General features: G+C 70.5%; 21 protein-coding genes. 11 read left to right on the forward strand and 10 right to left on the reverse strand.

Annotated elements, in window-relative coordinates; genetic code table 11:
• Window positions 1–58: 58 nt before the first annotated feature.
• On the reverse strand, window positions 59–1,927 hold the full coding sequence (locus G5C60_RS05710) for a LuxR family transcriptional regulator AbsR2 (protein WP_165255151.1): 1,869 nt from the start codon (window positions 1,925–1,927) through the stop codon (window positions 59–61).
• Window positions 1,928–2,025: 98 nt separating this feature from the next.
• Between G5C60_RS05710 and absR1 the strand changes: the two genes are divergently transcribed.
• Window positions 2,026–3,111, forward strand: a complete 1,086-nt coding sequence (absR1, locus tag G5C60_RS05715) for a beta-glucuronidase AbsR1 (protein WP_165255153.1) — start codon at window positions 2,026–2,028, stop codon at window positions 3,109–3,111.
• A 124-nt stretch (window positions 3,112–3,235) separates the two neighbouring features.
• Here the strand turns inward: absR1 and G5C60_RS05720 are convergent, their stop codons facing one another.
• The 4 genes from G5C60_RS05720 to G5C60_RS05735 are packed head-to-tail and all read right to left on the reverse strand — an operon-like array spanning window position 3,236 to window position 7,013.
• On the reverse strand, window positions 3,236–4,534 hold the full coding sequence (locus tag G5C60_RS05720; RefSeq protein WP_206439127.1) for an NAD(P)/FAD-dependent oxidoreductase: 1,299 nt from the start codon (window positions 4,532–4,534) through the stop codon (window positions 3,236–3,238).
• Entirely contained in the window at window positions 4,531–5,325 is a 795-nt protein-coding gene (locus tag G5C60_RS05725) for an amino acid ABC transporter ATP-binding protein (protein WP_165255156.1), read from the reverse strand. The genes G5C60_RS05720 and G5C60_RS05725 overlap by 4 nt, the downstream gene beginning before the upstream one ends.
• Window positions 5,322–6,101 (reverse strand): amino acid ABC transporter permease, encoded by a 780-nt coding sequence (locus G5C60_RS05730; protein ID WP_338145703.1) that lies wholly within the window; start codon window positions 6,099–6,101, stop codon window positions 5,322–5,324. Before G5C60_RS05730 ends, G5C60_RS05725 begins: the two co-directional genes overlap by 4 nt.
• Window positions 6,102–6,110: 9 nt before the next feature.
• Window positions 6,111–7,013 (reverse strand): substrate-binding periplasmic protein, encoded by a 903-nt coding sequence (locus G5C60_RS05735; RefSeq protein ID WP_241266531.1) that lies wholly within the window; start codon window positions 7,011–7,013, stop codon window positions 6,111–6,113.
• A gap of 233 nt (window positions 7,014–7,246) precedes the next feature.
• Here G5C60_RS05735 and G5C60_RS05740 point away from each other — a divergent pair, with 233 nt between their 5' ends.
• Entirely contained in the window at window positions 7,247–8,431 is a 1,185-nt protein-coding gene (locus G5C60_RS05740) for a sugar diacid recognition domain-containing protein (RefSeq protein ID WP_165255161.1), read from the forward strand.
• A gap of 31 nt (window positions 8,432–8,462) precedes the next feature.
• Window positions 8,463–9,305: a hypothetical protein gene (locus G5C60_RS05745; RefSeq protein WP_338145704.1), complete on the forward strand. Its 843-nt coding sequence runs from the start codon at window positions 8,463–8,465 to the stop codon at window positions 9,303–9,305.
• Window positions 9,306–9,308: 3 nt separating this feature from the next.
• Here G5C60_RS05745 and G5C60_RS05750 read toward each other — a convergent pair whose 3' ends face one another.
• Window positions 9,309–10,187: an alpha/beta fold hydrolase gene (locus tag G5C60_RS05750; RefSeq protein WP_165255167.1), complete on the reverse strand. Its 879-nt coding sequence runs from the start codon at window positions 10,185–10,187 to the stop codon at window positions 9,309–9,311.
• A 137-nt stretch (window positions 10,188–10,324) separates the two neighbouring features.
• Here G5C60_RS05750 and G5C60_RS05755 point away from each other — a divergent pair, with 137 nt between their 5' ends.
• A complete protein-coding gene (locus G5C60_RS05755; protein ID WP_165255170.1) occupies window positions 10,325–12,364 on the forward strand; it encodes a BTAD domain-containing putative transcriptional regulator in 2,040 nt (679 codons plus the stop codon).
• Between the two features lie 69 nt (window positions 12,365–12,433).
• Here G5C60_RS05755 and G5C60_RS05760 read toward each other — a convergent pair whose 3' ends face one another.
• Entirely contained in the window at window positions 12,434–13,168 is a 735-nt protein-coding gene (locus G5C60_RS05760; RefSeq protein ID WP_165255259.1) for an SDR family oxidoreductase, read from the reverse strand.
• A gap of 17 nt (window positions 13,169–13,185) precedes the next feature.
• Complete coding sequence (locus G5C60_RS05765) at window positions 13,186–13,464, reverse strand: Atu4866 domain-containing protein (RefSeq protein ID WP_165255172.1); 279 nt, start codon at window positions 13,462–13,464, stop codon at window positions 13,186–13,188.
• Between the two features lie 140 nt (window positions 13,465–13,604).
• Between G5C60_RS05765 and G5C60_RS05770 the strand changes: the two genes are divergently transcribed.
• A complete protein-coding gene (locus G5C60_RS05770) occupies window positions 13,605–14,468 on the forward strand; it encodes a helix-turn-helix transcriptional regulator (protein WP_165255174.1) in 864 nt (287 codons plus the stop codon).
• A 7-nt stretch (window positions 14,469–14,475) separates the two neighbouring features.
• Here the strand turns inward: G5C60_RS05770 and G5C60_RS05775 are convergent, their stop codons facing one another.
• Window positions 14,476–15,138 carry a response regulator transcription factor gene (locus G5C60_RS05775; RefSeq protein WP_165255176.1) on the reverse strand — a complete coding sequence of 221 codons (663 nt, stop codon included), beginning with the start codon at window positions 15,136–15,138 and terminating at the stop codon, window positions 14,476–14,478.
• Window positions 15,139–15,735: 597 nt separating this feature from the next.
• Here G5C60_RS05775 and G5C60_RS05780 point away from each other — a divergent pair.
• Genes G5C60_RS05780 through G5C60_RS05800 form a run of 4 tightly spaced genes read left to right on the forward strand, consistent with a single transcriptional unit; the run spans window position 15,736 to window position 21,456 of the window.
• Entirely contained in the window at window positions 15,736–17,220 is a 1,485-nt protein-coding gene (locus tag G5C60_RS05780) for an ABC transporter substrate-binding protein (protein ID WP_338145705.1), read from the forward strand.
• Window positions 17,221–17,235: 15 nt separating this feature from the next.
• Window positions 17,236–18,165, forward strand: a complete 930-nt coding sequence (locus tag G5C60_RS05785; protein ID WP_165255178.1) for an ABC transporter permease — start codon at window positions 17,236–17,238, stop codon at window positions 18,163–18,165.
• Between the two features lie 14 nt (window positions 18,166–18,179).
• Window positions 18,180–20,381 carry a dipeptide/oligopeptide/nickel ABC transporter permease/ATP-binding protein gene (locus G5C60_RS51595; protein ID WP_241266532.1) on the forward strand — a complete coding sequence of 734 codons (2,202 nt, stop codon included), beginning with the start codon at window positions 18,180–18,182 and terminating at the stop codon, window positions 20,379–20,381.
• The gene (locus tag G5C60_RS05800; protein ID WP_165255181.1) at window positions 20,374–21,456 is read left to right on the forward strand and encodes an ABC transporter ATP-binding protein; all 1,083 of its coding nucleotides are present in this window, start codon (window positions 20,374–20,376) and stop codon (window positions 21,454–21,456) included. Before G5C60_RS51595 ends, G5C60_RS05800 begins: the two co-directional genes overlap by 8 nt.
• Before the next feature lie 29 nt (window positions 21,457–21,485).
• Here G5C60_RS05800 and G5C60_RS05805 read toward each other — a convergent pair whose 3' ends face one another.
• Window positions 21,486–22,226 carry a hypothetical protein gene (locus G5C60_RS05805; protein WP_165255183.1) on the reverse strand — a complete coding sequence of 247 codons (741 nt, stop codon included), beginning with the start codon at window positions 22,224–22,226 and terminating at the stop codon, window positions 21,486–21,488.
• 107 nt (window positions 22,227–22,333) lie between these two features.
• Between G5C60_RS05805 and G5C60_RS05810 the strand changes: the two genes are divergently transcribed.
• Both G5C60_RS05810 and G5C60_RS05815 read left to right on the forward strand, forming a co-directional pair.
• Window positions 22,334–22,921, forward strand: a complete 588-nt coding sequence (locus G5C60_RS05810; RefSeq protein WP_165255186.1) for an ArsR/SmtB family transcription factor — start codon at window positions 22,334–22,336, stop codon at window positions 22,919–22,921.
• Between the two features lie 211 nt (window positions 22,922–23,132).
• Complete coding sequence (locus tag G5C60_RS05815; protein ID WP_165255266.1) at window positions 23,133–24,290, forward strand: S1 family peptidase; 1,158 nt, start codon at window positions 23,133–23,135, stop codon at window positions 24,288–24,290.
• Window positions 24,291–24,526 lie beyond the last annotated feature (236 nt).

Genomic DNA, 24,526 nt, shown 5'->3' on the forward strand with positions numbered 1-24,526 from the left:
TGGTCGCGCAGTTCCCCGCGCCCCTAACGGGGCGCTGGTCCCGTCACCCGGGCCCGCGTCAGGCCGACCGCGTGTCCCGCAGGCCCGCGCCGTCCGGGACGTCCAACAACCAGGGCAGTGCGCCGCGATCGCCGGTGCCGAGCCGGGCGTAGGCGCTGTACAGGTGGTTGCCGACGGTACGGATCGAGAGGGTCAGCTGCTCCGCTATCTGCCGGTTGCTCAGCCCTGCGGCCGCGAGTGTGACGATCTGCCGTTGCCGGGCCGTGAGTTCGCCCAGGACAAGGCCGGACAGCGCCGGAGTGCGGGCTCCCTGGCACCGCCGTGCCAGCGTCACGGCGCGCGAACGCGACATGCGGGCGGCCCGCGGGTCGTGGTGGGCCGACGCGGCTTGGGCGCGCGCTTCGGCCGCGAAGAGCAGGAAGCCGCGCTGCTCCAGTCGTTCGGCCGCCCGGTCCAGGGCATGACCGTCCCCTCGGACGAGAGCGTCCGCATGAAGGGCCAGCAACGCCGCGGGCTCTCCGGGAAGCCGGGCGAGCCGGTCCGCGACCAGGGCCGGCGCGCCGAGACGCACCGCGTCGTACAGGGCGAAGGCGCCGTCCCCGGTGATCGACTCGAGCGCTCCGCTCGTGTCACCTCGGGCGGCCCTCAGCCAGGTGTCCGCCCGGCCGGGTGCCGGATGACCCGCCAGCACGTCGTGGGCGACCGTCACATTGCCCAACTGTGCTTCGGACAGGGCCAGTTCGGCACGGAAGGACGGATCGTCGGGGGCATTGCGCAGGCCTTCCCGCGCCCACGCCACCGCCTCGCGCAGCTCTCCGCGCAGCCGTGAGAACCGGGCTCGCACCACCGCGTACTCGGCCGGCACCGAGCCCTCCGGGCCCGCACCCTCCCCGGCCAGCCAGTCCCCGACGGGCGTCGGCACATCCCGTACGTCGGCCTGCTCGATCCGTTGCGCGAGGGCAGCGCCCTCCGCGTAGAGAGCCGGTCCGCACCGGGACGGCGTACGGGTCAGCCGCCTGGCCCGCAGTTGCCCGGCCCCGGAACGCAGCACCGGGCCGTGCAGGGGATGCGCGAGGCGGACGGCGGAGCGGTCGTCGATGTCCACAAGCCCCTGCGCCTCGAGGAGTTCGAGTACCCGCAGGTCCAGTTCGCCGGCGTCGAGCGGCAGCGGTTCGCTGAAAGCGAGCCGTTCGAGGATCGCGAGTTCGTCCGGGTGTGGCCGGTCGAGGGCCTGCACGGTCCGTTCGCGGACGGTCGCGGTGACCGGCACCGGGCCCCGCCATGCCCACTCGTCGGACACCCGGGTCAGCAGTCCGCGTCGGCGCAACGTGCCCAGCAGTTCCCGCAGAAGCCGCAGATCCCCCTGGCACAGCCGGTGCAGCCGGTCCACGGTGAGCGGCTCCGCCGCACCGCCGGCGCCCGCCGCCACCAGCTGTGCCACGTCCTCACGCGGCAGCGGCTCCAGGCCGAGGCGCGGCAGCAGCTCTCCCGTCCACAGCCGGGAGATCGCACCGGGGGCCGGTGCGCCGTCCGTCGCTACGACGAGCAGACGGGTACGCCCGTGTACGGCCAGCTGGTGGACCAGTGCGGCCGACGCGTCGTCCAGCAGGTGCGCGTCGTCCACGAGCAGCAGGCGTACGTCTGCCAGCAGTTGTACGGCGCGGTGCAGTGAGACCGTCTCCGGAAGGAGGTGCGCGAACGCCGCGAAGGGCAGCTGCCGGGTCTCGGGCGTCCCGGTCACCTTCGCGCAGCCGGTGTCGCGGACGGCCTCCGTGACGAGCCGGGTCTTGCCGCAACCCGCGGGTCCGGTCACCACGATGCCGTGCCGTCCGGCGGCGTACGACCGGCGGATCAGCTCCAGTTCGGCTTCACGTCCGGTGAACGGCCAGGGCAGTTCCAGGGTTTTCGCGTCCCGTTCGAAAGTCATCACGTACACAAGAGCCGGGCTACTCACCCCTGATACACGACGACTTGAGTACCCCTCGACTCAGGCGCCCGACTGCCGGCCGGCGGCAGCCTGTGCACATGACCGCACGCTACTGCTCGCTTCCGCGGCAGCCGGCCCCGTCCTTCGCACCGGGGCTGACCGCCGAGCGACTCGGTGCGCTCATGTCCGGTCGCCTGATGTGGGTGAACGGCACCGTTCTGCACTACTGCTTCTTCGACCGTGACACCGACGGATCCGTCATCGCCGTCCCGGGGACCGACGAGTCGCGATGGGTGTCGTGGACGGGTGCCAAGGATCAGCAGGACGTCGTACGGGAGTGCTTCCAGGAGTGGCAGGACCTCGGTCTCGGACTCACGTTCGTCGAGGTCGGCGACCGGTCGGAGGCGGAGCTGCGCATCGGGTTCCAGCTCGGTGACGGCTCGTACTCCATGGTGGGCCGGGACGCGCTCTGGGTCGGCCGCGGCGAGCGCACCATGAACTTCGGGTGGGACCTGACCGCGCCCGGGAAGCGGGCGACGGCCCTGCACGAGATCGGCCACGCCCTCGGCATGCTCCATGAGCACCAGAGTTCGTTCGCGGGCATCCACTGGGACGACGAAGCCGTCTATGCCGACCTGGCGGGGGCGCCGAACTTCTGGAGCCGGGACACGACGTACTACAACATCCTGCGCAAGCTCGACTCGGACGAAGTCAACGGCTCCGCCTGGGACCCGCAGTCGATCATGGAGTACCCCTTCGAGTCGGGTCTGATCCTGGAACCCGAGCAGTACCGGGGCGGACTGAATCCACCCGGTGTCCTCTCCCCCGCCGACAAGGAGTTCGCCCTCCGCTGGTATCCGCCGGCCGACATTCCTCAGCTGACCGCGCTGGTGCCGTTCCGTTCGGTGCCGCTCCGCCTCGGCCCCGTCGACCAGGCCGACCTGACCATCGAACCGCCGGAGACCCGCGACTACACCGTGGGCGTCTTCGGAGAGAGCGACACCGTCGTCGTGGTCTTCGAGGAGATCGGTGGCGAACCCCGCTACCTCTCCGGCGAGGACGACGGTGGCACACCGCACAACGCCCACGTCAAAGTCCGGCTCGTCAAGGGCCGCCGCTACTTCGTCCGCGTGCGCCTCTACTCCACCTGGGGCTCTGGAGAGACAGCGGTCATGTGCTGGTGACGGAATGAACACGGTGCCAGATCGACGGACACACAGACCATATTCCGGCACCGGGGGAGCGGTCGAGGACGTCGCCTTCGGGGGAGGGTGACGTCCTCGACCACGCCACGCCCGGCCTCAGGCCTCAGCGGCGGAGCCGGTCGAAACGGAAGGGCGCAAGGGCTTCGGGACGCCGGCCGGTGCGGATGTACTCGGCGAGCTTGTGCCCGGTCGCCGGGCCGAGCGTGACGCCGAGCATGCCGTGGCCGGTGGCCGCGAAGGCGTTGTCGTGCCCCGGGACGCGGTCGATGACCGGGAGTCCGTCGGGCAGGAACGGCCGCCCGCCGACCCAGGGATCCCGGATCAGGCCGACCAGGTCGTCCGGATCGTCGAACCAGCGGCCCAGGTAGTGCCGGCTCGCGAGGGCGACGGCGACGATACGGCGCCAGTCGAGACGGTTGTTGTTGCCGCTCAGCTCCATCGTGCCGCCGATCCGCGTGGTGCCGCCGATCGGTGAGGCGACGGCCCTGCGCTCGCCGAAGTACAGCGTGTGCCGGGGCGCCGGATCCAGGTTCACCGAGAAGCTGTAGCCCTTGCCCGCCTGGAGCGGCAGCGGCTGTCCCAGAGAGCGCAGCAGCTGTGGGGAGTGCATTCCGGCCGCGACGACGACGGCCGCGCAGGGAATCTCGCCCTGGGTGGTCCGCAGCGCGGTGATACGCCCTCCGGCCGACCGGAACCCGGTGGCCTCCGCGTGCTCATGGACCTTCACCCCCGCCTCGGCGAGCGCCTCCCCCAACCCGTGGGCGAACGCCTCCGGATCGACCACGCCCTCCCCCTCCACCAGGTACGCGGCGCGCACCCCGGGCGACAGCGCGTCGTCCAGCAGATGCGCCTCGGACCCCGTGGTGACGTCGTCGGGCATCGGGTAACGGCCGTCCGCCATCTCCCGCTGGATCGCGAGATGGTGGCGGGCCTCGGCCGGCGAAAGGAACGCGTGCACCATGCCGGGCCGGGTCAGCGTCGTGGCGACCCCGTTCTCGCGCAGGCCGTCGAAGAGGTCGAAGGTGTCGCGGTTCAGCTCGGCGATCGCCGCGTAACCGCGCCGGAACGCGGATGGTGTGCTGCTGCGCCAGAAGCGCCACAGCCACCGTACGAACGCCGGGTCCGGAAGAGGTCGCAGATAGAGCGGCGAGTCCGGCTGTCCCAGCGAGCGGAGGGCGTAGCGCACGACTCCGGGCGCCGGGACAGGCGTGGAATGGCTCAGGCAGACCCATCCCGCGTTGCCCCGGGACGCCCCGGAGCCCAGACCGCGCCGCTCGACGACCTCCACCGGCAGACCGGCCGCGGCCAGGTAGTAGGCCGTGCACAGTCCTATGACGCCGCCCCCGACGACCACGACGGGGCTCTCGCCGAGCGGACCCGCCGTTCCGGACGCACCGGTCATGACGTGGACCCGTACGAGGAGAGGAACTCCCGGGTCCGGGCCTGGGCGGGGCTGTCGATGACGTCCTGCGGCCTGCCCTCCTCCACGATCCGTCCGCCGTCGACGAAGACGACGTGGTCGGACACCTCGCGGGCGAAGGGCAGTTCGTGGGTGACCAGCATCATCGTCATTCCGTCCGCGGCGAGTTCGCGCATCACGCTCAGTACCTCCCGGGTGGCCTCGGGGTCCAGGGAGGACGTGGGCTCGTCGAAGAGCAGCACCTCCGGCTTGAGCGCGAGCGCCCGCGCGATGGCGACGCGCTGCTGCTCACCGCCGGAGAGCTGTTCGGGCTGGGCGAGGCCGCGGTGGGCCACCCCGACCCGGCGCAGCAGCGCGACGGCCCGCTCCAGCGCCTCCTGCTCCGGGACACCCGCCTTGCGCTGTGCCAGGACGACGTTCTCCACGGCGGTGAGATGCGGGAACAGGTTGAACCGCTGGAAGACCATGCCGACGGTGCGGCGCAGCCGGGGCAGGTCGCGGCAGACCATCCTGCCGCCGTTGTGAACCACTTCCCCGGCGACCTCGACCGTGCCTGCGTCCGGCCGTTCCAGCAGGTTGACGCAGCGCATCAGGGTCGTCTTGCCGCCGCCGCTCTGCCCGATGACGCTGACGATCTGGCCGCGGTCGACCTCCAGGTTCACGTTGTCGAGGACCAGGCGGCCGTCGAAGGACTTGCTCAGTCCCTCGATCCGTACGACCGCGTCGGTGGGGGCCGGTACAAGCGTCTTCGCTGTGGTGACGGGCTCGGTCATACCGCCGCCTCCTTCCGGTCGGCCTTCGGGTCGGTCTTCCGGTCGACGGCGACTGTGAGATCGGCCGCGAGCAGTTCACGAGCGGCCCGCATGCGCCGCCTTCGCCAGGGGGACAGGGGGACGCCCGCGCGTACTTTGCGCTCCAGCAGCAGGAGGAGCTGGGAGAGCGGGTAGCAGAGCGCGAAGTAGATGGCCGAGATGACCAGGTACACCTCCAGGGCCCGGAAGGTGGACGAGGTGATCAGCCGCCCCTCGGACATCAGCTCGGCGGCGGAGACGGTGACCAGCAGCGAGGTGGATTTCAGCAGGTCGACCAGAAAGGTGTTGGTGCCGGGCAGGGCCTGCCGGACGGCCTGCGGCAGGACGATGTGGCCGAAGATGCCCGCCTTGCCGAGACCCAGCGCCTCCCCCGCCTCCGTCTGCCCGGCGTGCACCCCGCTGATCGCGGAGCGGAAGATCTCGGACAGGTAGGCGGCGTAGAAGACGATCAGGCTGACGCATCCGGCCGTGAACACGTCGAGCTTGAGGCCGGCCGAGGCCAGGCCGAAGTAGGCCAGGAAGATGATGGCCAGCAGCGGGATGTTCTTGAACACCTCGGTGTAGACGGCCGCGACGGCGCGGGCTGGCCAGGCCTTGCTCAGCCTGAGCAGGGCCACCGCCAGGCCGAGCAGCACCGCGCCGATGAAGCTGACCACCGTGTAGGAGATGGTGCGCCAGAGCGCGTCGATCAGGTCGGACTGGTAGTCGGACCAGGGGACTTGGAAGAGATCGGACACGTCAGCCCCTTACTTCGCGATGGACGGGGGCGTCCAGTCGGCGGGCCGGTCGACGCCCTGGCGAGCGGTGGCGACGGCGGCGTCGGGCTTGAGGAACTGCTCGGGGTCGCCGCCGTACTTCTTGACGAGCTTCTCCATCTCGCCGTTCTCGTACATGGCGTCGATCTGCTCGGAGATCGCCTTCTCCAGCTTGGTGGCCTTCTTCGGGAGGTAGAAGCCGGTCTGGTACGGCTGGAAGTACTCGTACGCGGGCTTCGCCTTGACCTGTTCGGCGGTCGGGGGCGTCATGTACTGGGTCTCGATCTTCAGCTCCGGCCGTTCCTTCTGCGCCGCGATGATGATCAGCGGGTCGAGGAAGCCGACATCGACCCGGCCCGCGCCGAGGTCGTCGAACACGCCGTTGGCGTCGGGGTAGGCGTGCAGCTTGGAGTCGGGCACGGCCTGGATCGACTTGACCCACACGTAGCCCTCGACCGTGCCCAGTTCCAGGCCCTTCAGGTCGTCGACGGTCTTGTAGGTCTTGCCGTTTCTGACGGCCATCGCGGGCGGCGAGTAGTAGGGCGGATCGGTGAACAGCCCCTGCTTCTGGCGTTCGGCGGACCAGGCGACACCGCCGATGGTGATGTCCACCCGACGGGACTGCACCCCGGCCAGCATGCCGGCGAAGTCCGTCACCTGGGGCTCGACCTTCAGGCCCAGCTTCTCGGCCGCGTAGTTGAGGATGTCGCCGTCGAGTCCGACGATCTTGTCGCCCTGGACACTGGTGTAGGGCGCGTACGGCTGGACGGCCACCTTGATCACGCCGGGCTTGAGCGTGCCCAACGCGGCGGTCTTCGCGGACACGTTCGTCGGTTCGTCGTCGCTGTCCGAGCCACAGGCAGCGGTGGCCGAAAGCAGGAGTGTCGCGGACAAAGCGGCAACAAGTGAACGCACACGGGTCATCGGCTTGGCCTTCCGTATTGGCGCTGAAGGAGTCCGCCGTTCACCGCGTTGTGCCCCGGCGGGGGATGTGACAGGGCCCATACGTTATGGACAGGCTCGCCGTACGTCACCGGTCACTTCGTCTGAACTTGTGGCCGAAATCGCTCGACGCACTGTACGGTGCGTCCAATCTCCGAACCATCCCCTCGGCGGGAGGAACGTTCGTGCTGAGCCCGTCACTCGCACAGGAGATCGCCGGGGACACCTCCGCGGTCATCGGTTTCAACGTGCTGATCACCGATGCGGAGGGCACGGTCATCGGCAGCGGCGACAGCAGCCGGGTCGGCACCTTTCACGAGGCGTCCGTCGAGGTGATCCGCACCAAGGAGCCCGCCACGCACAGCGCGTCACAGGCTCATCGACTCCGCGGGGTACGCCCCGGGGTCACCCTGCCGCTGGTCACGGACGGGCACGCGGTGGGAACGGTCGGGATCACGGGCACGCCCGCCCAAGTGCGTCGCTTCGGCCTCCTGGTGAAGCGCCAGACGGAGATCCTGCTCCGGGAGTCGGTGATGCTGCGCTCCCGTCTGCTCGCCGAGCGGGCGGCCGAGAAACTGCTCGCCGACATCGCCTCGTACGACCCTCATGTCGTGGAAGGCGAGTTCCTCCTGTTCCGGGCCGCCGAGCTGGGCTTCGACCTGCGGCTGCAACGGGTCGCGGTGGCCTTCGAGGTGACCGTGCCCGGCGCGGGCGCCCGCCGCCAGGGCGCGCCGACCCGGGACATGGCGCTGGTGCGCTCGGAACTGCTCCGCACGGTCCGGGAGGTCTTCGCCGACCCCCAGGACATCGTCGCCACCACGGCTCCTGGCTGGATCGGCGTACTGCACCGGCTCCCGGCCCGCCGTCCGGTGACCTCTCTGGTCGCCGACTGCCGGCGGATCACCGATGTCATCGCCGTGCAGGACGGTCTCACCGCCCGCGCGGGGATCGGCGAACCCGCCTCCTCCGTCGGCGGCCTGCACAACTCCTACCAGGACGCATGCGACGCGCTCCGCCTCGGGACCCGTGTGGCCGGGGACTCCCCCGTCCACCTGATCACCGATCTGCGGGTCCACCAGGTCCTTGCGGCGGTGGGCCAGCCCGCCCGCAACCGCCTGCTGGAGCTCACCGCGGCGGATCTGCGCGCCCAGTCGGACTGGCCGGTGCTCCGCGACACGATCACCGCCTGGTGCGAGAACGGCTTCAACCTCGTACGAGCCTCCGCGGCCCTGCACATCCACCGCAACACAGTCGTCTACCGGATGAACAAGATCGAGCAGATCACCGGCCGTCCCCTGCGTGAGCACCGGACCACCATGGCCCTGTACCTGGCCTGCCTGGCCGACCAACTGGGCAGCGGCCTTCGGTAGGTTGCCACTTCTGTACGGTTTTGCCCTCGCCGTGACCGCTGTGACGGTCGTCGTCGGCTGTGGAATCGTGACCGTGGTGACGTACGACGGTAACTGGCACTCGTTGCTCAGTGCCGGTGCCGTCGTCGTGTCCCTGCTGCTCGTCCTCGCCGCACTCGTCCTCACCCTGTTGCACACCGCGCACGCGGTCGCCGTCTCCCATGCCCTCAGCAACCGCGAAAGCCTGGGCGTGCGCGAGTTGTGGCAGCGCACGCGCCCGCACCTGCCCGCCGCGTTCGGCGTGCAGGTACTGACCGGGCTGTGCGTCGGCGGTGTGGCCTTTCTCGGTTTCGTCTTGTGGTCCTTGGCCGACGGTCGCATGATTCCCGGAGTCGAGCCCACTCCGCTCCATGGCACCGCGAGCATGCAATACCGGCTGGTGGGCTGGGTGTTGCCGTTCGCCATCGCGGGCCTCGGCCTTCTCCTCGGTTTCCGCCTCTCCCTGGCGACCGCCGCGGCAGTGACGGAAAAGGCTTCGCCGAGGGCGGCACTGCGCCGCTCCTGGTCGCTGACCCGTGGCTCGCGGGGGAAGACGTACGGCATCTGCCTGCTGGTCACGGTCGCCGTCGCGCTCGTCTTCACGCTGCTGCGGTACGCCGCGACTCCCCTCGCTCACCCGGCAGGTCTCGCGATGCTGTGGATCAGCGGCGACAACGTGTACATCACCGGGGTGCTGGTCCTGATCACGCCGACTGCCGTGGCCCTGCTGCTTCTTCCGCTGGTGGCCATGCCGACGGTGTGCTCGGTGATCGCTGCACTGCACGCGGATCTCCGCGCCGGGCTCCGGCCGACCGCGTGGGCCAGGAGCAACTCCGCGACCAGGCAGACCAGTTGACGCTCAGCGGGTGAGGAGGTCGCGGAGGGCCTTGGTGATGTCCGCAGGGGCTTCTTCGGCCATGAAGTGGCCGCAGGTGACCGTGGTGTGATGCAGGTCGGGCGCCCACGCCCGCCACAGGGCGGCGGCGTCGAAGCCGAGGGCGGCGCCCCAGTCCTGCTGGAGGACGCTGACCGGCATCCGCAACGTGTTGCCGGACGCCCGGTCGGCGCGGTCATGGTCGACGTCGATACCGGCGGAGGCCCGGTAGTCGGCCACGATCGAGGGCACCGCGGAGCGGCAGGCGTCCAGGTAGGCGGCGCGGATGTCGGCCGGGATCGACCGCGGGTCGCCTGCCCACAGGTCGAGGAAGTGGCCGAAGAAGGCGTCCGCTGAGGCGGTGATCATCCGCTCGGGCAGGCCGGGCGGCTGCGCCATCAGGTAGAGGTGGAAGCCGACGGCCGCGGTGGTGCCGTGCATCGCCTCCCACATGTCGATGGTGGGCAGTACGTCGAGGCAGGCCAGGTGGCTGATCGCGGCGGGATGGTCGAGGCCGGCGCGGAAGGCGACGAGGGCACCGCGGTCATGGCCGGCCAGCGCGAACCGCTCGTGGCCGAGCGCGCGGGCCAGGGCGACGACGTCGGCGGCCATGGTGCGCTTGGCGTAGACGTCGGGGCCTGTCTCCACGGGCTTGTCACTGGCTCCGTAACCGCGCAGATCGGGGCAGATCACGGTGTGGTCGTTCGCGAGATCGGCGGCGACGTGCCGCCACATCAGGTGAGTCTGCGGGAAGCCGTGCAGCAGAACGACCGGGCTGCCGGAGCCACCGACGGCGACGTTGAGGGCAACGCCATCGGCGACAGGAACGCGCTGGTAGTCGAAGTCGGGAAGGGTCGGTGCCATGGTGTGCTGCTCTCGTTCGAGGCGGTGTCCGAGCCGCCAGGCCGTATCGATGCCTTCAGCCTGTGGGCGGCGAATGAGCATCTGGTCAGCGCGCTATAACGTGGCCCCGGGCGAGGTCGGAAAGGGCGGTCGAGGGCGTGCGGGTCGAGTTCGGAGTGCTGGGTCCGGTCGTGGCCCGGGACGACGCCGGGGAGCCGATCGCCCTGAAGGGCCCACGGCACCGGGCGGTTCTGGCCAGGCTGATCGTCGCCCGTCGTCGCGTGGTCCCGGTGACCCGCCTCGTCGAGGACCTGTGGCCGGACCCGCCGCCCAACGCCGTAGGAGCGGTACGTACCTTCGTGTCCGCGCTGCGCCGTGCGCTGGAGCCGAAGCGTGGGCCGCGGGCCCCGGCCCGGCTCCTGGTCACCGAGGGGCCCGGGTACGTCCTGCGGGCCGACCAGGACGCGGTCGACGCCTGGGCTTTCGAGCGGGAGGTGGCCGCCGCCGCGGCGGCGCCCGCGGCCGAGAAGGCAGCCGGACTGACGCAGGCACTGGAACGGTGGCGCGGCCCCGCCTACGCCGACTTCGCCGACGAGACCTGGGTTCGCGCCGAGCGCTCCCGGCTGACCGAACTGCGCCTGCACGCCGTGGAACGCCGGGCCGAGGCGCTGCTGGCCCTGGGCCAGGCGGCCGAGGCGGTGCCGGACCTCGACGCGCACGTGACCGAACACCCCTGGCGCGAGGACGCCTGGCGTCTCCTCGTGCTGGCCCTGTACCGCACCGGCCGCCAGGCCGACGCCCTCGCCGTACTCCGCCGGGCACGCACCCTGCTGACCGAACAACTCGGCGTGGACCCGGGCCGGAGACTGCGCGGCCTGGAGTCGGACATCCTCCACCAGGCCGGCCACCTCGACACCGGGCCGACCGCCGAACACGTGTGGGCTCAGGCGGCTGCCGCCTACGAGCGCACCGTGCCCTCCGGCTCCCGCGCCCGGCTGGAGTCGACGGTGGGGCTGCTGCGCGATCTCTCCGTGACCGGGGGCGGCAGCGGCCTGCATGCGGCCCGCGGGCAGCGGGTGGCGGCCGTCACGGCGGCCGAGCAACTGGGAGACCCGGAACTGACCGCCCGGGTGATCGGAATCTACGACGTCCCGGCGATCTGGACCCGCCTCGACGACCCGGAACAGGCCGGACACGTCGTCGCGGCGGCCGAGCGCACCCTGACCGCACTCCCGCCCACCGGGCACGAGGCGGCCCGGGCTCGACTGCTGGCCACGATCGCCGTGGAGTCACGCGGCACACTCCCCACGGTCTCCACGGTCTCCACGAGTGAGGACGTCCCCATGGCCCGCGGTCTGCAGGCCGCGCGACAGGCCGAGGAAATCGCCCGCCGTCTGGACGATCCCACGCTGCTCGCCTTCGCCCTCAACGGCCGGTTCATGCAGACCTTCCACCGCGCGGGTCTGGCTCCGCGCCGCGACGCGATCGGCGCCGAGCTGATCGAACTGTCCGCACGACACGGCCTGGTCACGTACGAGGTACTCGGCCACCTCGTACGTCTCCAAGCCCGCAGCGCACTCGCCGACTTCACCGGCGCGGACCGGCACGCGGCGGCCGCGGACCGTCTCGCCGAGCGCAACGAGCTGCCGCTGGTGGGCGTGTTCACGCAGTGGTACGCAGCGCTGCGCCTCGCCGCGACTGGAGCGCATGCCGAGGCGGAGGCCGCGTACCGCGGCGCGGCCACGCGGCTGGACGGTGCCGGCATGCCCGGACTGCAGCGCGGCCTGCTCCCGCTCGCGCTCCTGAGCCTGCGTGTGCGGCAGGGGCGTCCCGTCACGGCCGTCGACCACGACGACCACCACGACGACGACATCGACTGGGGTCCGTACGAACCCTGGGTCCGCCCCTTGATCCTGCTGGACCAGGGCCGACCCGACGAGGCCGCGGCGGCGCTGCGCACGATCCCGGACCCGCCGCGCGACCTGCTCCTCGAAGCACTGTGGTGCCTGACCGGGCGAGCAGCCATCGCCGTCGGCGACCGGGACATGATGGAGCGCGCCCACACCGAACTGACGCCCGCGGCCGATGAGTTGGCCGGAGCCGGGAGCGGGCTCCTCACCCTGGGGCCCGTCTCCGACCATCTCACCGCACTCGCTGCGGCACTTGGGCGTCACCGGGGGAGCGACCGCGCCCCTTAGGGGCGCGGGGAACTGCGCGACCAGCCACGACGAAACCCGCAGCTTCGAACCGCGCCCCCAGCGAAGCGCTCAGTGCACACTCGCGGCGGGCCGTACCACGATCTCGTTCACGTCGACCTCGGCGGGCCGGCTGACGGCGAAGGCGATGGCGTCCGCGATCGCGGAGGCCGGGATGGCCACCGCGCGGTAGGCCTTCATGTCGTCACGGGCCCGCGGGTCGGAGATGGAGTCGGCGAGTTCGGACTCGGTGACGCCCGGGGAGACAACGCTGACCCGGATGTCACCGGGCGACTCCTGGCGCAGCCCCTCGGAGATCGCGCGTACGGCGAACTTGGTGGCGCAGTACACCGCGGCGGTGGGCACCACCTCGTACGCGCCGACCGACGCGACGTTCACGAACTGCCCGCCACCCTGTTCCCGCATCATCGGCAGGGCCGCAGCGATGCCGTGGAGCACACCGCGGACGTTCACGTCGATCATCCGGTCCCACTCGTCGACCTTCAGTGCCGCGAGCGGCGAAAGCGGCATCACCCCGGCGTTGTTGACCATCACGTCCACCCGACCCCAGCGCTCCCGGGCGGCGGACACGAAGGCGCGTACGTCGGCGGCGTCCGTGACATCCAGCGGCCGGTACGCCGCACTGCCGCCCTCGGCGGTGATCTTGGAGACCAGTTCCTCCAGACGGTCGGTGCGCCGCGCGCCCAGGAAGAGACGGTGGCCGTCGGCGGCCAGCCGCAGGGCCGTTGCCTCACCGATGCCGCTGCTCGCGCCGGTGACCAGGACGACCTTGGCCGTGTTCGTCATGCCTGCTTCTTCGTTCGTCATGCCTGCTTCTCCTGCCGGTGGAGGACGAGGTGCTCGTGATAGAGCACGCCGTCGCGGATGTCGCCCGTCGCGGTGAACCCGGTGTCGTCGACGTAGTCCAGGTGGCTGCCGGTCACCGTGTACCGGCCGGTGTACGCGCTGCGCCGGTCGCCGCGGGCTTCGTCGTAGCGGCCGTCCGGGCGCAGCTCCTGGCGTATGTGACCGTCCGCGGTCACCCACATCCCGACCACGTCGACGCTGTCGTCGGCGTGGTCGCGGTCAGCGGTCCTTGCCATGGCGGACTCCTGTCGTCCATCGGTGCGGTTGTCTCCTGCGCCACCGAGTCTGGGCAGGTCGGCGACCGTCAACCAGGACGCCTGCTGCCTGGGTGCGACACACCCAGGCAGCGCGCCGGGCCGCCGCCTAGCCTGAACGCATGGCTGACAACCACTTGGGAGACTTCCTTCGCGCGCGGCGGGCGGGCCTGCGGCCGGAGGACGTCGGCATGGCGAGCTACGGGGTCCGACGCGTCGCCGGACTGCGCCGTGAGGAGGTCGCCGTTCTCGCCGGTGTGAACGCCGACTACTACACCCGCCTGGAACAGGGCCGCGAACGCCACCCCTCACCCCAAGTGCTCGACGCCCTCAGCCGCGCGCTGCGCCTCGACCCGGACGCCCGCGCCCATCTGTTCCGGCTGGCCGGGGCGACTCCCAGCGACCAGCCGTCCGTCCACTCCCCCGACAGGGTCGGTCCGGCGCTGCGCCAGCTGATGGACGGATACCCGAACACCCCGGCGTTCGTGATCAACCGGACGCTGGACATCCTCGCCGCCAATGCCCTGACCGATGCCCTGTACTCCCCCTTCGAGCCGGCGGACAACCTGGCCCGGATGGCGTTCCTCGATCCCGCGCATCGCATCTTCTACCCGGAATGGAACAGGACGGCCCAGGCCACCGTGGCCAATCTGCGCCAGGCGGCAGGACTCGACCCCGACAACCCCCGGCTACGCGAACTCGTCCGCGGCCTCACCGAGCACAGCGCGGACTTCACCCGCCTGTGGAACGCACACGACGTGCGCGGCAAGACCCAGGACGCCAAGCATTTCCTCCACCCGGACGTCGGCCGACTCACCCTGACGTACCAGGCGTTCGACGTACGCGATGCCCCCGGCCAGCAACTCGTCATCTACCACGCCGAACCGGGCAGCCCCAGCGCCCACGCCCTGGGCCTCCTCGGCTCCCTCCACGCCACCCGGCACCAGGCGGAGCGCCGTCCCCACGGCCAGGCACCGGCGGGCTGACGAAGTGTCATGGCCGGACTGTGGCCCGGTCTCCTGCCGAGGGTACGACCGTGTAGGAGAGCCGTTTCCAGGCGCCGGACCTGGTCAGGGCCAGTCCCAGGGGCTCCAGACAGGAACTCAGCCTGTCGAGCCGGGCGCGCAGGGCCGCACGGTTCAAGGGCTGTTCGGCGGTGCCCAGCAGTCGGCTCAGATCGTGGCAGCACCACGGCCGTCCATCCCTCAGCAGCAGACGCAGGAGCAGTCTCTGCGAACCGTGATGGGGAAGCATGGAGGCCGGCAGGGAGCCCTGGCTGTGGGGCACGGGCGTCGCCGTGGCCAGTGAGCGCCGTTCTGTTGCCAGCCGTGCGACCAGTTCCTGGATCGGCATGTTCCGGGTCAGGACGTTGTCGGCTCCGGCGTCGAGGAGGTCGGCGGCATCGGTGCCTTCGGGTACGAGCGCTATGACGGGCGCCAGCCGGCGCAGCAGTCCGACGCGATGCTCGAGGCCGGGTCTCCACCGCTCGTCCGGTACGTCGAGGATCGCCAGCGACCGCGGTTCGGTCAGCAGCTCTTCGTAGGCGTGGTGCGATCCCCACGGGTGAACGAGCGGAGGAAGTAATCGTGCCCCGCGCAGGGCGCGCAGAAGGGGTCCGCTGCCGGATCGGTCGAGAGAGACGACGACGTAGGTCATGGTGCTGTTCACTCAGCGGGCGAGGAGGTCTCGGAGTGCCTTGGTGATGTCGGTGACGGCATCGAAGGCAACGTTGTCAGCGGGTATGCGCGGGTGGTGCGAGTTCGGGATGGTCAGTGCCATGGTGTGCTGCTTCGGTCGACTGCGGGACGCGTCCGCAGGTCCACGGACACGCAGAGCCTGCCATGCCCGAGTCGATATCCGGTCGGCATTCGAGCGACAGGTCCGGAAGTGGCGCACTTGTTACGAGGCACTGTGGCCGGAGATGCCCCGGTGCCCGGCGCCCGGTGGACACGGGAGTGCACGCACGACCTGGATCGGGTCCGCCGGCAGCCCCGGCTCGGGGCTTCAGGTCGGCGTGCCGGCGAACGCAAGGCTGTTCAGTCTCTTGCCGCACAGACCTTGACGCGTTCAACACAGTCGACCTAATAATGTCGCGTCCACATATCTAAACTCCGTTTCCTCTTGTGGACGTAGCTCGAACAGCACGGAGGATCAGTGACCGGCCCAGGCTTGGTGCGTATCCGTTCGACCGCCCGTCTTCGCCGCGGGCGCGCGGCGGGCGCGTTCACGTCCTTATGCGTTTCCTTATGCGTTGTGCTCGCCGTCTCCGGATGCTCGGTGGCCGGCGCGGACCCCATCGGCGAGGGCCCGGACACGCTGCGCGTCGTCCTGCCCGAGGAGCCGCCGACCCTTGAGCCCTGCGATGCCTCGCTCACCGCGACGGGCCGGGTGACGCGCGCCAACATCACGGAGGCGCTGACGGAGCGCGAGCCGTCCACCGGGGAGCTGGAGCAGGCGCTGGCCACCAAGTGGACGCGTACGTCTCCCACTTCGTGGACCTTCACTCTCCGCGAGGGCGTCACCTTCCATGACGGCACGCCCTTCACCGCCGAAGCAGCCGCGTTCTCGATCAAGCGGGCCACGGATTCGGACATCGACTGCAATGTCGACGGCTACATCTTCACGGACAGCGAGGTCACCGCAACGCCGGTGGACGACACAACACTTGAGGTCAGAACGGCGAAGCCGGACCCGATCCTCCCGCTGCGCCTGTCCTTCGTCGAGATCGTGCCGACCACCACCAACCCCGGTGCCAGGGTGCGCGAGCCGGTCGGTACGGGTCCCTACCGGATCGACGAATGGAGCCAGGGCCGCTTCCTTCGCCTGAAGCGCTTCCCCGGCTACTGGGGCAAGGCCCCCGACTACGCCGCGGCCAAGTACGTCTGGCGGGCGGAGGGCGGCGTGCGCGCGGCCATGGTGACCAACGACGAGGCGGATGTCGCGATCGGGCTCGCTCCCGAGGACGGGGCGGGCGACCGGGCCGTCGAGTTCGCCACCAACGAGGTCTCGTTCCTACGGATGGACGCCGCCAAGCCGCCCCTCGACGACCTCCGGATCCGCCGGGCCATCAACCACGCCATCGACAGGGAAGGACTGGTCACAGCGGTCTTCGCGGGCCGGCCCAGCGGCCAGCTCGTCGCGAAGGGCGTCACCGGACACAACCCACGGGTCCGACCGTGGCCGTACGACCCCGAACGCGCCAAGAAGCTCGTCGCCCAGGCCCGCGCCGACGGCGTCCCGACCGACAGGACCATCACCATCATCGGCCGCAACGGCATCTACCCGAAAGCCGCCGAGGCGATGGAGGTGGTGCAGGACGGCCTGCTCAAGGCCGGTCTGAAGGTCGAGATCAAGATGCTCGACGTCAACGCCTGGCTGGAGTACCTGCTGCGGCCCTTCCCCAAGGACATCGGCCCCACCCTCCTCCAGGCACAGCACGGCAACCAGGCGGGGGACGCCGCGTTCACCATGGGTCAGATCTACGGCAGCAAGGGCGCACAGAGCAGTTACGGCACCCCCGGACTGGACGCGTTGATCACGGAGGCCCAGCTCGCCTCGGGCGACGCGCGGCAGAAGGCGTTCGCCGACACGTTCGCCCACCAGAACGACGAGGTCGTACGGGATGCCGTCATGGCCAACATGACCGGCATCCTGGCGCTCTCCTCGAACGTCCGATACCGGCCGAACTCGGCCACCAATGACGAGATGCGGCTCGCCGACATGCGCCGCGCGGACTGAGGGAGGAGCGGACCGATGTACAGCATGCTGCGCCGACGCGCGGTCTCCAGCGTCATCCCTCTGCTGGTCGTGGTCCTCGGAGTGTTCTTCCTGGCCCGCCTCACCGGGGACCCCGCCAACCTGTACCTTCCGCTCAGCGCGACGCCCGAGATGAGGGCCGAGTTCGCCGCCCGCAACGGTCTCGACGACCCGCTGTTCACCCAGTTCGGCGACTATCTGGGCCAGGTCGCCCAGCTGGACTTCGGTGAATCGCTGCGTACCGCCCAGCCGGCGAGCGAGGCGGTACTGCGGGCCTTTCCCGCCACCCTTCAGCTGGCCGGGTGGACGATGCTGCTCGCCATCCTGGGCGCCGTGGTGATCGGCAGCCTGGCGGCGTACCGGCCCAACTCGGCTACCGACCGGGTCGCGAGCTTCCTGTCCTCGACGGCCGCCAGCGTCCCCGACTTCTGGTTCGCCATCATGGGCGTACTCGTCTTCGCCGTGACGCTCGGCTGGCTTCCCACCTCCGGCACGAACGGCGCGGCGGCGTGGGTGCTTCCCGTGGCCACTCTGCTCATCCGTCCGTTCGGAGTGCTGGTCCAGGTGGTGCGCGGCGCCATGGTCTCCGCGCTTTCCGCCCCGTACGTCAAGGTGGCGCGCAGCAAAGGGGCACACGAGGGACGGGTGGTCTTCGGGCACGCCCTGCGCAACGCGGCCGCACCGGCGCTCACCGTCGCGGGTGACCTCGCCGTCGGGCTGGTCAACGGAGCCGTCGTCGTCGAGACCATCTTCGGCTGGCCCGGTATCGGCAAGCTCATGATCGACTCGGTTCTGCAGCGTGATTTCGCGGTCCTTCAGGCCGCGGTGCTGCTGACGGCTCTGGTGATCTTCGCGCTCAACATCCTGGTGGACATCTGTCACGCGCTCCTCGACCCGCGGGTCCGGCTGCAGGCGGCGACGGCGTGAGTCAAGGAGGTGACATGCTCCAGAAGGACGACATGACCCCGAAGGACACGAACACGGACACGAACAGGGACAGGGACAGGGATACAGACACAGACCCGAGTCCCGTGACCGACCCGTCGACGCCGACGGCCCGTCGGAAGTGGCTCGCCCTGCTGCTCCAGGACCGGTTCGCCTGCGCGGCGGCCCTGGTGCTGGTCGCCGTCGCGTTGGGCGCCGTACTCGGCCCCCTCCTCATCGGAGACCTGGCGACGCGTCAGAACCTGCGCGATCCCAGTCGGCCGCCCTTCAGCCTCGACCAGGGCTGGGCCTACGTACTCGGCAGCGACTCCCTCGGCCGCCCCGTCGCCGCCCGGCTGATAGCCGCGGCCGGGACCACCCTGTCCGTGGCCGTACCCGCCGTCGTGTGCTCACTCGCCGTCGGCTCGGTCTGGGGCATGTGGGCGGGCTATCACGGAGGCTGGCGCGAGAACGTGTCCCTGCGGATCGCCGACGTGATCCTCAGTTTCCCTTCGCTTCTGCTGGCCGTGGTCGTGCTGTACGTGTTCTCGCCGAGCATCGCGAACATCGTCCTGGTGCTGGCGGTCGCCCGGATCCCCGTATACCTGCGCACCGCGCGGGCGGAGTCCGCCGAACTGCGCAGCCGGCTGTTCATGGACGCGGCCCGCACCTTCGGCACCAGCAGCTGGGCGACCATCCGACGCCATGTCGCTCCCACGGTGCTGCCCACGTTGCTCACCGTCGCCGCGCTCGACTTCTGCTTCGTGATGCTGACCGAGTCCTCGCTGAGCTTCCTGGGAATCGGCATCCAGCCGCCTGACGTGAGCTGGGGCCTGATGGTGGCGCAGGGGCGGCAGGAGCTGCAGAGCGCGTGGTGGATCGCGGTCTTCCCCGGCCTCGCCATCGTCATCACGACGGTGTCGGCAACCGTCCTCGCCGCCTGGGCCCGCCTCTCGACCGACCCGGGCCAGCGCTGGCGCCAGGGTCTGCGCCACAGCGGCCGACGCCTGCGGCGCCTCCGGCCGTCCACCGCCGGGGGCACTGGCATGCGGCGCGGCCCGGCGACCGAGCGGTCCGTGTCCGTCCCGAAGCCGGCGAACGAGCCGCCCGCGGCCGTCCCAGGGACTACAGCCGAATCGTCCGCGACCGCCCCAGCGACGACAGCCCGGCCGATCCCCACCACCCAAGGGGCAAAGGGTGAACGCACCTCCACCGCTCCGTCCCCAACGCGCCCCGAAACCCTGGTCGTTGACGGCCTGTCGGTCGACATTCGTACCCCCTCCGGGCCCGTCCCCGTCGTACACGGCGTGAGCTTCGCCGTGCGCTCCGGCGAAACGCTGGCGCTGCTGGGTGAGTCAGGGTGCGGCAAGAGCATGACCGCCCATGCTGTCGCGGGCCTGCTCGATCCCGCCGCCGAAGTCGTGGGCGGGCAGGCTCGGCTGGACGGCGAGGACATGCTGGGGCTCGGAGCGCGGGCCAGGCGTCGGCTCGCCGGGCCGGGGCTGGCCATCGTCTTCCAGGACGCGTTGAGCGCGCTGAACCCCGTCCAGACCGTCGGAGCGCAGCTCGCCGAACCGTTCCGCATCCACGAGAGGGCGTCCCGGCGCGCGGCGCGGGCCAAGGCGGTGGAGCTGATGGAACGCGTCGGCATCCCGGAGGCACGCTCACGAGCGGACGCGTACCCGCACCAGTTCTCCGGAGGCATGCGCCAGCGTCTGCTGATCGCGATGGCGGTCGCGCTGCGCCCGAAGGTACTGCTCGCCGACGAGCCCACCACGGCACTGGACGTGACCGTGCAGGCCCAGATCATGGATCTCCTGCGGGAGTTGCGGAGCGAACAGCAGATGGCTCTGGTCCTGATCACGCACGACCTCGGGCTCGTCGCCGAGCATGCGGACCGGGTCGCCGTCATGTACGCGGGTACGGTCGTGGAGACCGGCCCTGTGGCCGAAGTGTTCGGCAAGCCCAACCACCCTTACACCCGAGGGCTGTTGGAGTCGGTGCCGGCCGAGCAGCTCAAGGGCTCCCGGCTGAGCTCCATCCCCGGAGCCCCGCCCGACCCACGCGCCGTGCCCTCCGGCTGCGCCTTCCGTACGCGCTGCCCGATGGCCCGCGACCTGTGCGCCACCCACCGGCCGACGCTGGCCAGTACCGGTTCCGGTACCGGAGTCGACCGAGCGTCCGCCTGCCACTTCGGGAAGGAGCTTGCCGATGCCTGAGCAGCTCGAGCGGCCTGAGCGGCCTGAGCGGCCTGAGCCCGGAACACTGCTGCAGGCCACGGGCCTGGCCAAGAGCTTCGCGGTGCCGCGCACCGCGAAGGGCAGCACCAGACTGCGCGCGGTCGACGGTGTGGACCTCAGCCTGGGACGCGGAGAAACCCTCGGCCTCGTCGGCGAGTCCGGCTGCGGCAAGTCCACGCTGGCCAGGATTCTGCTGATGCTGGAGCGTCCCGACGACGGCACCGTACGGTTCGAGGGAGTGGACCCGTTCTCCCTGTCGGGTGCGAAACTGCTCGCCTGGCGCCGCAAGGTGCAGATGGTCTTCCAGGACCCGTTCGGCTCGCTCAACCCCCGGCTGTGCGCGGCGGATCTGATCAGCGAGCCCTGGCGCACCCACCGCGACCTCGTGCCCGCCGCGAAGCGCGCGGCGCGCGTGGGCGAGCTGCTGGAGATGGTCGGGCTGCGCGCGTCCGACGCGCGCCGCTACCCCCAGGAGTTCTCCGGAGGGCAACGGCAGCGGATCGGGATCGCCCGCGCCCTGGCACTGGAGCCGGATGTCATCGTCTGCGACGAACCCGTCTCCGCGCTGGATCTGTCGGTACAGGCGCAGGTGCTCAACCTCCTGTGCGATCTTCGGGACGAGCTGGGACTGTCGTACGTGTTCATCTCGCACGACCTGTCCGTGGTGCGGCACGTCGCGGACCGCGTTGCCGTGATGTACCTGGGCAGGATCGTGGAAACGGGCCCGGCGGAAGAGGTCTTCGAGCGGCCGCGCCACCCCTATACGGCGGCTCTCCTGTCGGCGGCCCCGTCCCTGGCCGCCGGGCCCGGGACGAAGAGAGAGCGCATCCTGCTCAGCGGCGAGATCCCGTCACCGGCCGACCCACCGTCCGGCTGCCGGTTCAGGACCCGCTGCTGGCGTGCGGAGGACGTATGCGCCGAGGTCGTCCCCGTACCGAAGCCGGTCGTCGTCCCCGTGCCGTCGCTCGGCGCGTCACCCCACGCGGCGGCATGCCACTTCCCACTGGAGAAGACACCCGCGGTCACGGGAGACCACCGGGCAGGCGCCTCCTGAGCCGGTGTGCCGATCCGGCCGGCTGAAGGTCACTCACCCTCGCTGTAGGAACGGAAGGCCACCCGGGCGTCGAGGTCGATGCCGTTCGCGCCGCCCGGGGACGGCAATCGGAGAGCCGCGTCGAGCACCGGTCCGAGGCGGCCACAGCCCGACGTCGTCGGGCCCGCGAACCGCTTGTCCTCCACACCGAAGGAGACGACCAACGGATCAGGCGACACGACGGTCGGCGCTTCGGTCTCCTTGAGTACGAGACGGACCGGGGCCGCATCCGTGCCTATGGAGCAGCCGGGCGGTACCGCGGGGCCTGAGAGCCGGAACTTCAGGTCCAGCTCTCCGCGCCGCTCGTCGTTCGACTGGAAGTCGGAGTGGCCCGCGTACCGCGGCGTGATCGTCAGGGCCGTACCCCGGATCCGTACCGGAGCGGCCCTCATCTCGCCGAAGACCTGATGGAATTCGCCGTTCACCGTGCCTTCGGCGAAGGTGATCGTCAGGGCCTTGCCGAGCGGCTGGTCGATGCGGCCGAGGGTGAGATGCCCGACGGCGTTCATGGCTTCGCAGCGCCAGGCCCCGGGATCGGCTCCCGCGGGGAGTTCGGAGAGGGACGGACAGGCGCCGAAGTCGAACTCCCGGGTCGTGGCGGGTCTGGCTTCGGCCGTGGGGGCACTCGCCTCGGCCGAGGCTGTCGCGGTGCTCGTCCCGACGACGGCCAATGTGGCCAACGACAGGGCGAGGCGTCGGGCCGAGCGTGCGGTACGGGCGTGACGAAGCATGGCGGCCTCCAGATGGAAGGGAAGGGCTGAGTGACTGGCGACTTCCAGCATTGCAGACTTTTCTCTGCAGAGGAAGGGCTGCAGAGCAATGGCTGTACGCTGCTGTCATGAGCGAATCGAAGGAAGTCCTCGAGCCGGGCGAGCCGGGCCGGGAGCGCCGGACCGTCAGCGACCCCGCGGCCCTGAAGGCTCTCGCTCATCCGCTGCGGCTGAAGATCCTGCGTCACCTCGGCATCCACGGACCGGCGACCTCGACGACCCTCGCCGCCGCCCTCGGCGAGAACACCGGCACCCTCAGCTACCACCTGCGCCGACTGGAGCGAGGCGGGTTCATCGAAGACGCCCCCGAGCATCCCAGTGGCCGCGAGCGCTGGTGGCGAGCGGTGCGGGGGCTGGACGTACGCAGGCCACCGCAGGACGAGTTGACCGATGGCGAGCGGGCGATCATGGGCACCCTCGACCGGATGCGGATGGAGGAGGACATCGAGCTGGCCCGGCGCTACCTCGCGGAAGAGGCCGGTTCGAGCGGGTGGATGCGCGGCTCACGGAGTCTCAGCCATCTCACCAAGGAGGAGGTCGACGCCTTCCACGACGCCTACCTGGAACTACTGGCCCGTTTCGCCCGGGGCCCAGAAGACGCAGCGCCCGGGGCACGGCCCGTACATCTGCGGTGGTTCGCCCTGCCGGCCGAGTGACGACAACAGCCGGCGCGCACCGGGCGGTCCCCGACCGCCGCTCCATCACTTACGCACATCATCGAGCACGTACGTCATTGGCATGGACCTGTTCATGATCACCGGCTAGGCTCTGCCCCGCCATGCACTGAGAGCGCTCTCACAGTTCTGCTGTTCCACCCCCACCTTGCTGGAACAACGAAGGGCTACTGCCTTGAGACGCACCACAGCCATGCGCACCGGCCTGGCCACACTCCTCCTTCTCGGCACGTGGGCCGGCGCGGGCGCTCTGCCCGCCGCTGCCACCGACGCCACCGACGTCCCCCGATCGAACCGTTCCTCCGACGCCCCGGCCTCCGCCGCGATCCTCTCCGCCATGCAACGGGATCTGGGCCTGACCAAGTCCCAGGCCGAGGCGCGGCTCGCGGACGAGAAGACGGCGGCAGCCGTCGAAGCGAAGGCGCGGCGTGCCGCGGGAGCGGCGTACGGCGGTTCCTGGTTCGACGCCAAGAGCGGCAGGCTGACCGTCGCCGTGACGGCCGACGCCCCCGGCACCACCGCCGACGCCGTACGAGAGACCGGCGCGAACGTCCGTACCGTCGAGCACAGTGCGCGCCGGCTCGACGCGGTCAAGGCGCGCATCGACAAACTGCCCGCGCCGGACGGCGTCAGCGGCTGGCACGTGGATCCCAGGACGAGCGCGGTCGTCGTGAGTGTCGTCGGCGCGCAGCGTGCTGACAACGATGTCCAGGAGTTCGTCGGGCGGGCCCGTGCGGCAGGACCCGTCACCGTCGAGGAGACCGCCGAGGCGCCTCGGACCTTCGCCGCAGGGACGGTCGGCGGCGACCCCTACTACACGGGCAACGTCCGCTGTTCCATCGGGTTCTCGGTGCACGGCGGCTTCGTCACCGCCGGGCACTGCGGCCGGGCCGGAGCCGGCGTCAGCGGCTGGGACCGGTCCTACATAGGCAATTTCCAGGGGTCGTCGTTCCCGGAGAACGACTACGCCTGGGTCAACGTCGGCAGCGGCTGGTGGACGGTGCCCGTCGTGCTCGGCTGGGGCACCGTCTCCGACCAGCTCGTCCGCGGCTCGGCCGAGGCACCTGTCGGGGCCTCCATCTGCCGGTCGGGCTCGACCACGCACTGGCACTGCGGCACCGTGCTCGGCAAGAACGAGACCGTCAACTACAGCCAGGGCGCGGTGCATCAGATGACCAGGACCAGCGTCTGCGCCGAACCGGGCGACTCCGGCGGCTCGTACATCAGCGGAGACCAGGCCCAAGGGGTCACTTCAGGCGGCAACGGCAACTGCAGCGGGGGCGGCCAGACCTGGTACCAGCCCGTGAACGAGATCCTCAACCGCTACGGCCTCAGGCTGCACACGGCCTGATTCCGCACACCACGCACACGGCCTGATCCAGCGCTCCAATGCACCACTCACTGTCAACGGGCTCCGTCGCCGCGCGGGCGACGGGGCCCGTTCCTGTCGCGCCTGTCGCGCTCGTCCGGAGTGGGCCGGTACACCCCGATTCCGGAGCGAAGCGGGGCGATCGAACATACGATGGGGCATGCGCTGGGCGGTGCCGGGACGAGGCCGCGCCAGGACGCCGATCGCTCGGGGTGGGA

This window comes from Streptomyces scabichelini (assembly GCF_011045015.1).
Classification (GTDB): Bacteria; Actinomycetota; Actinomycetes; order Streptomycetales; family Streptomycetaceae; genus Streptomyces; species Streptomyces scabichelini.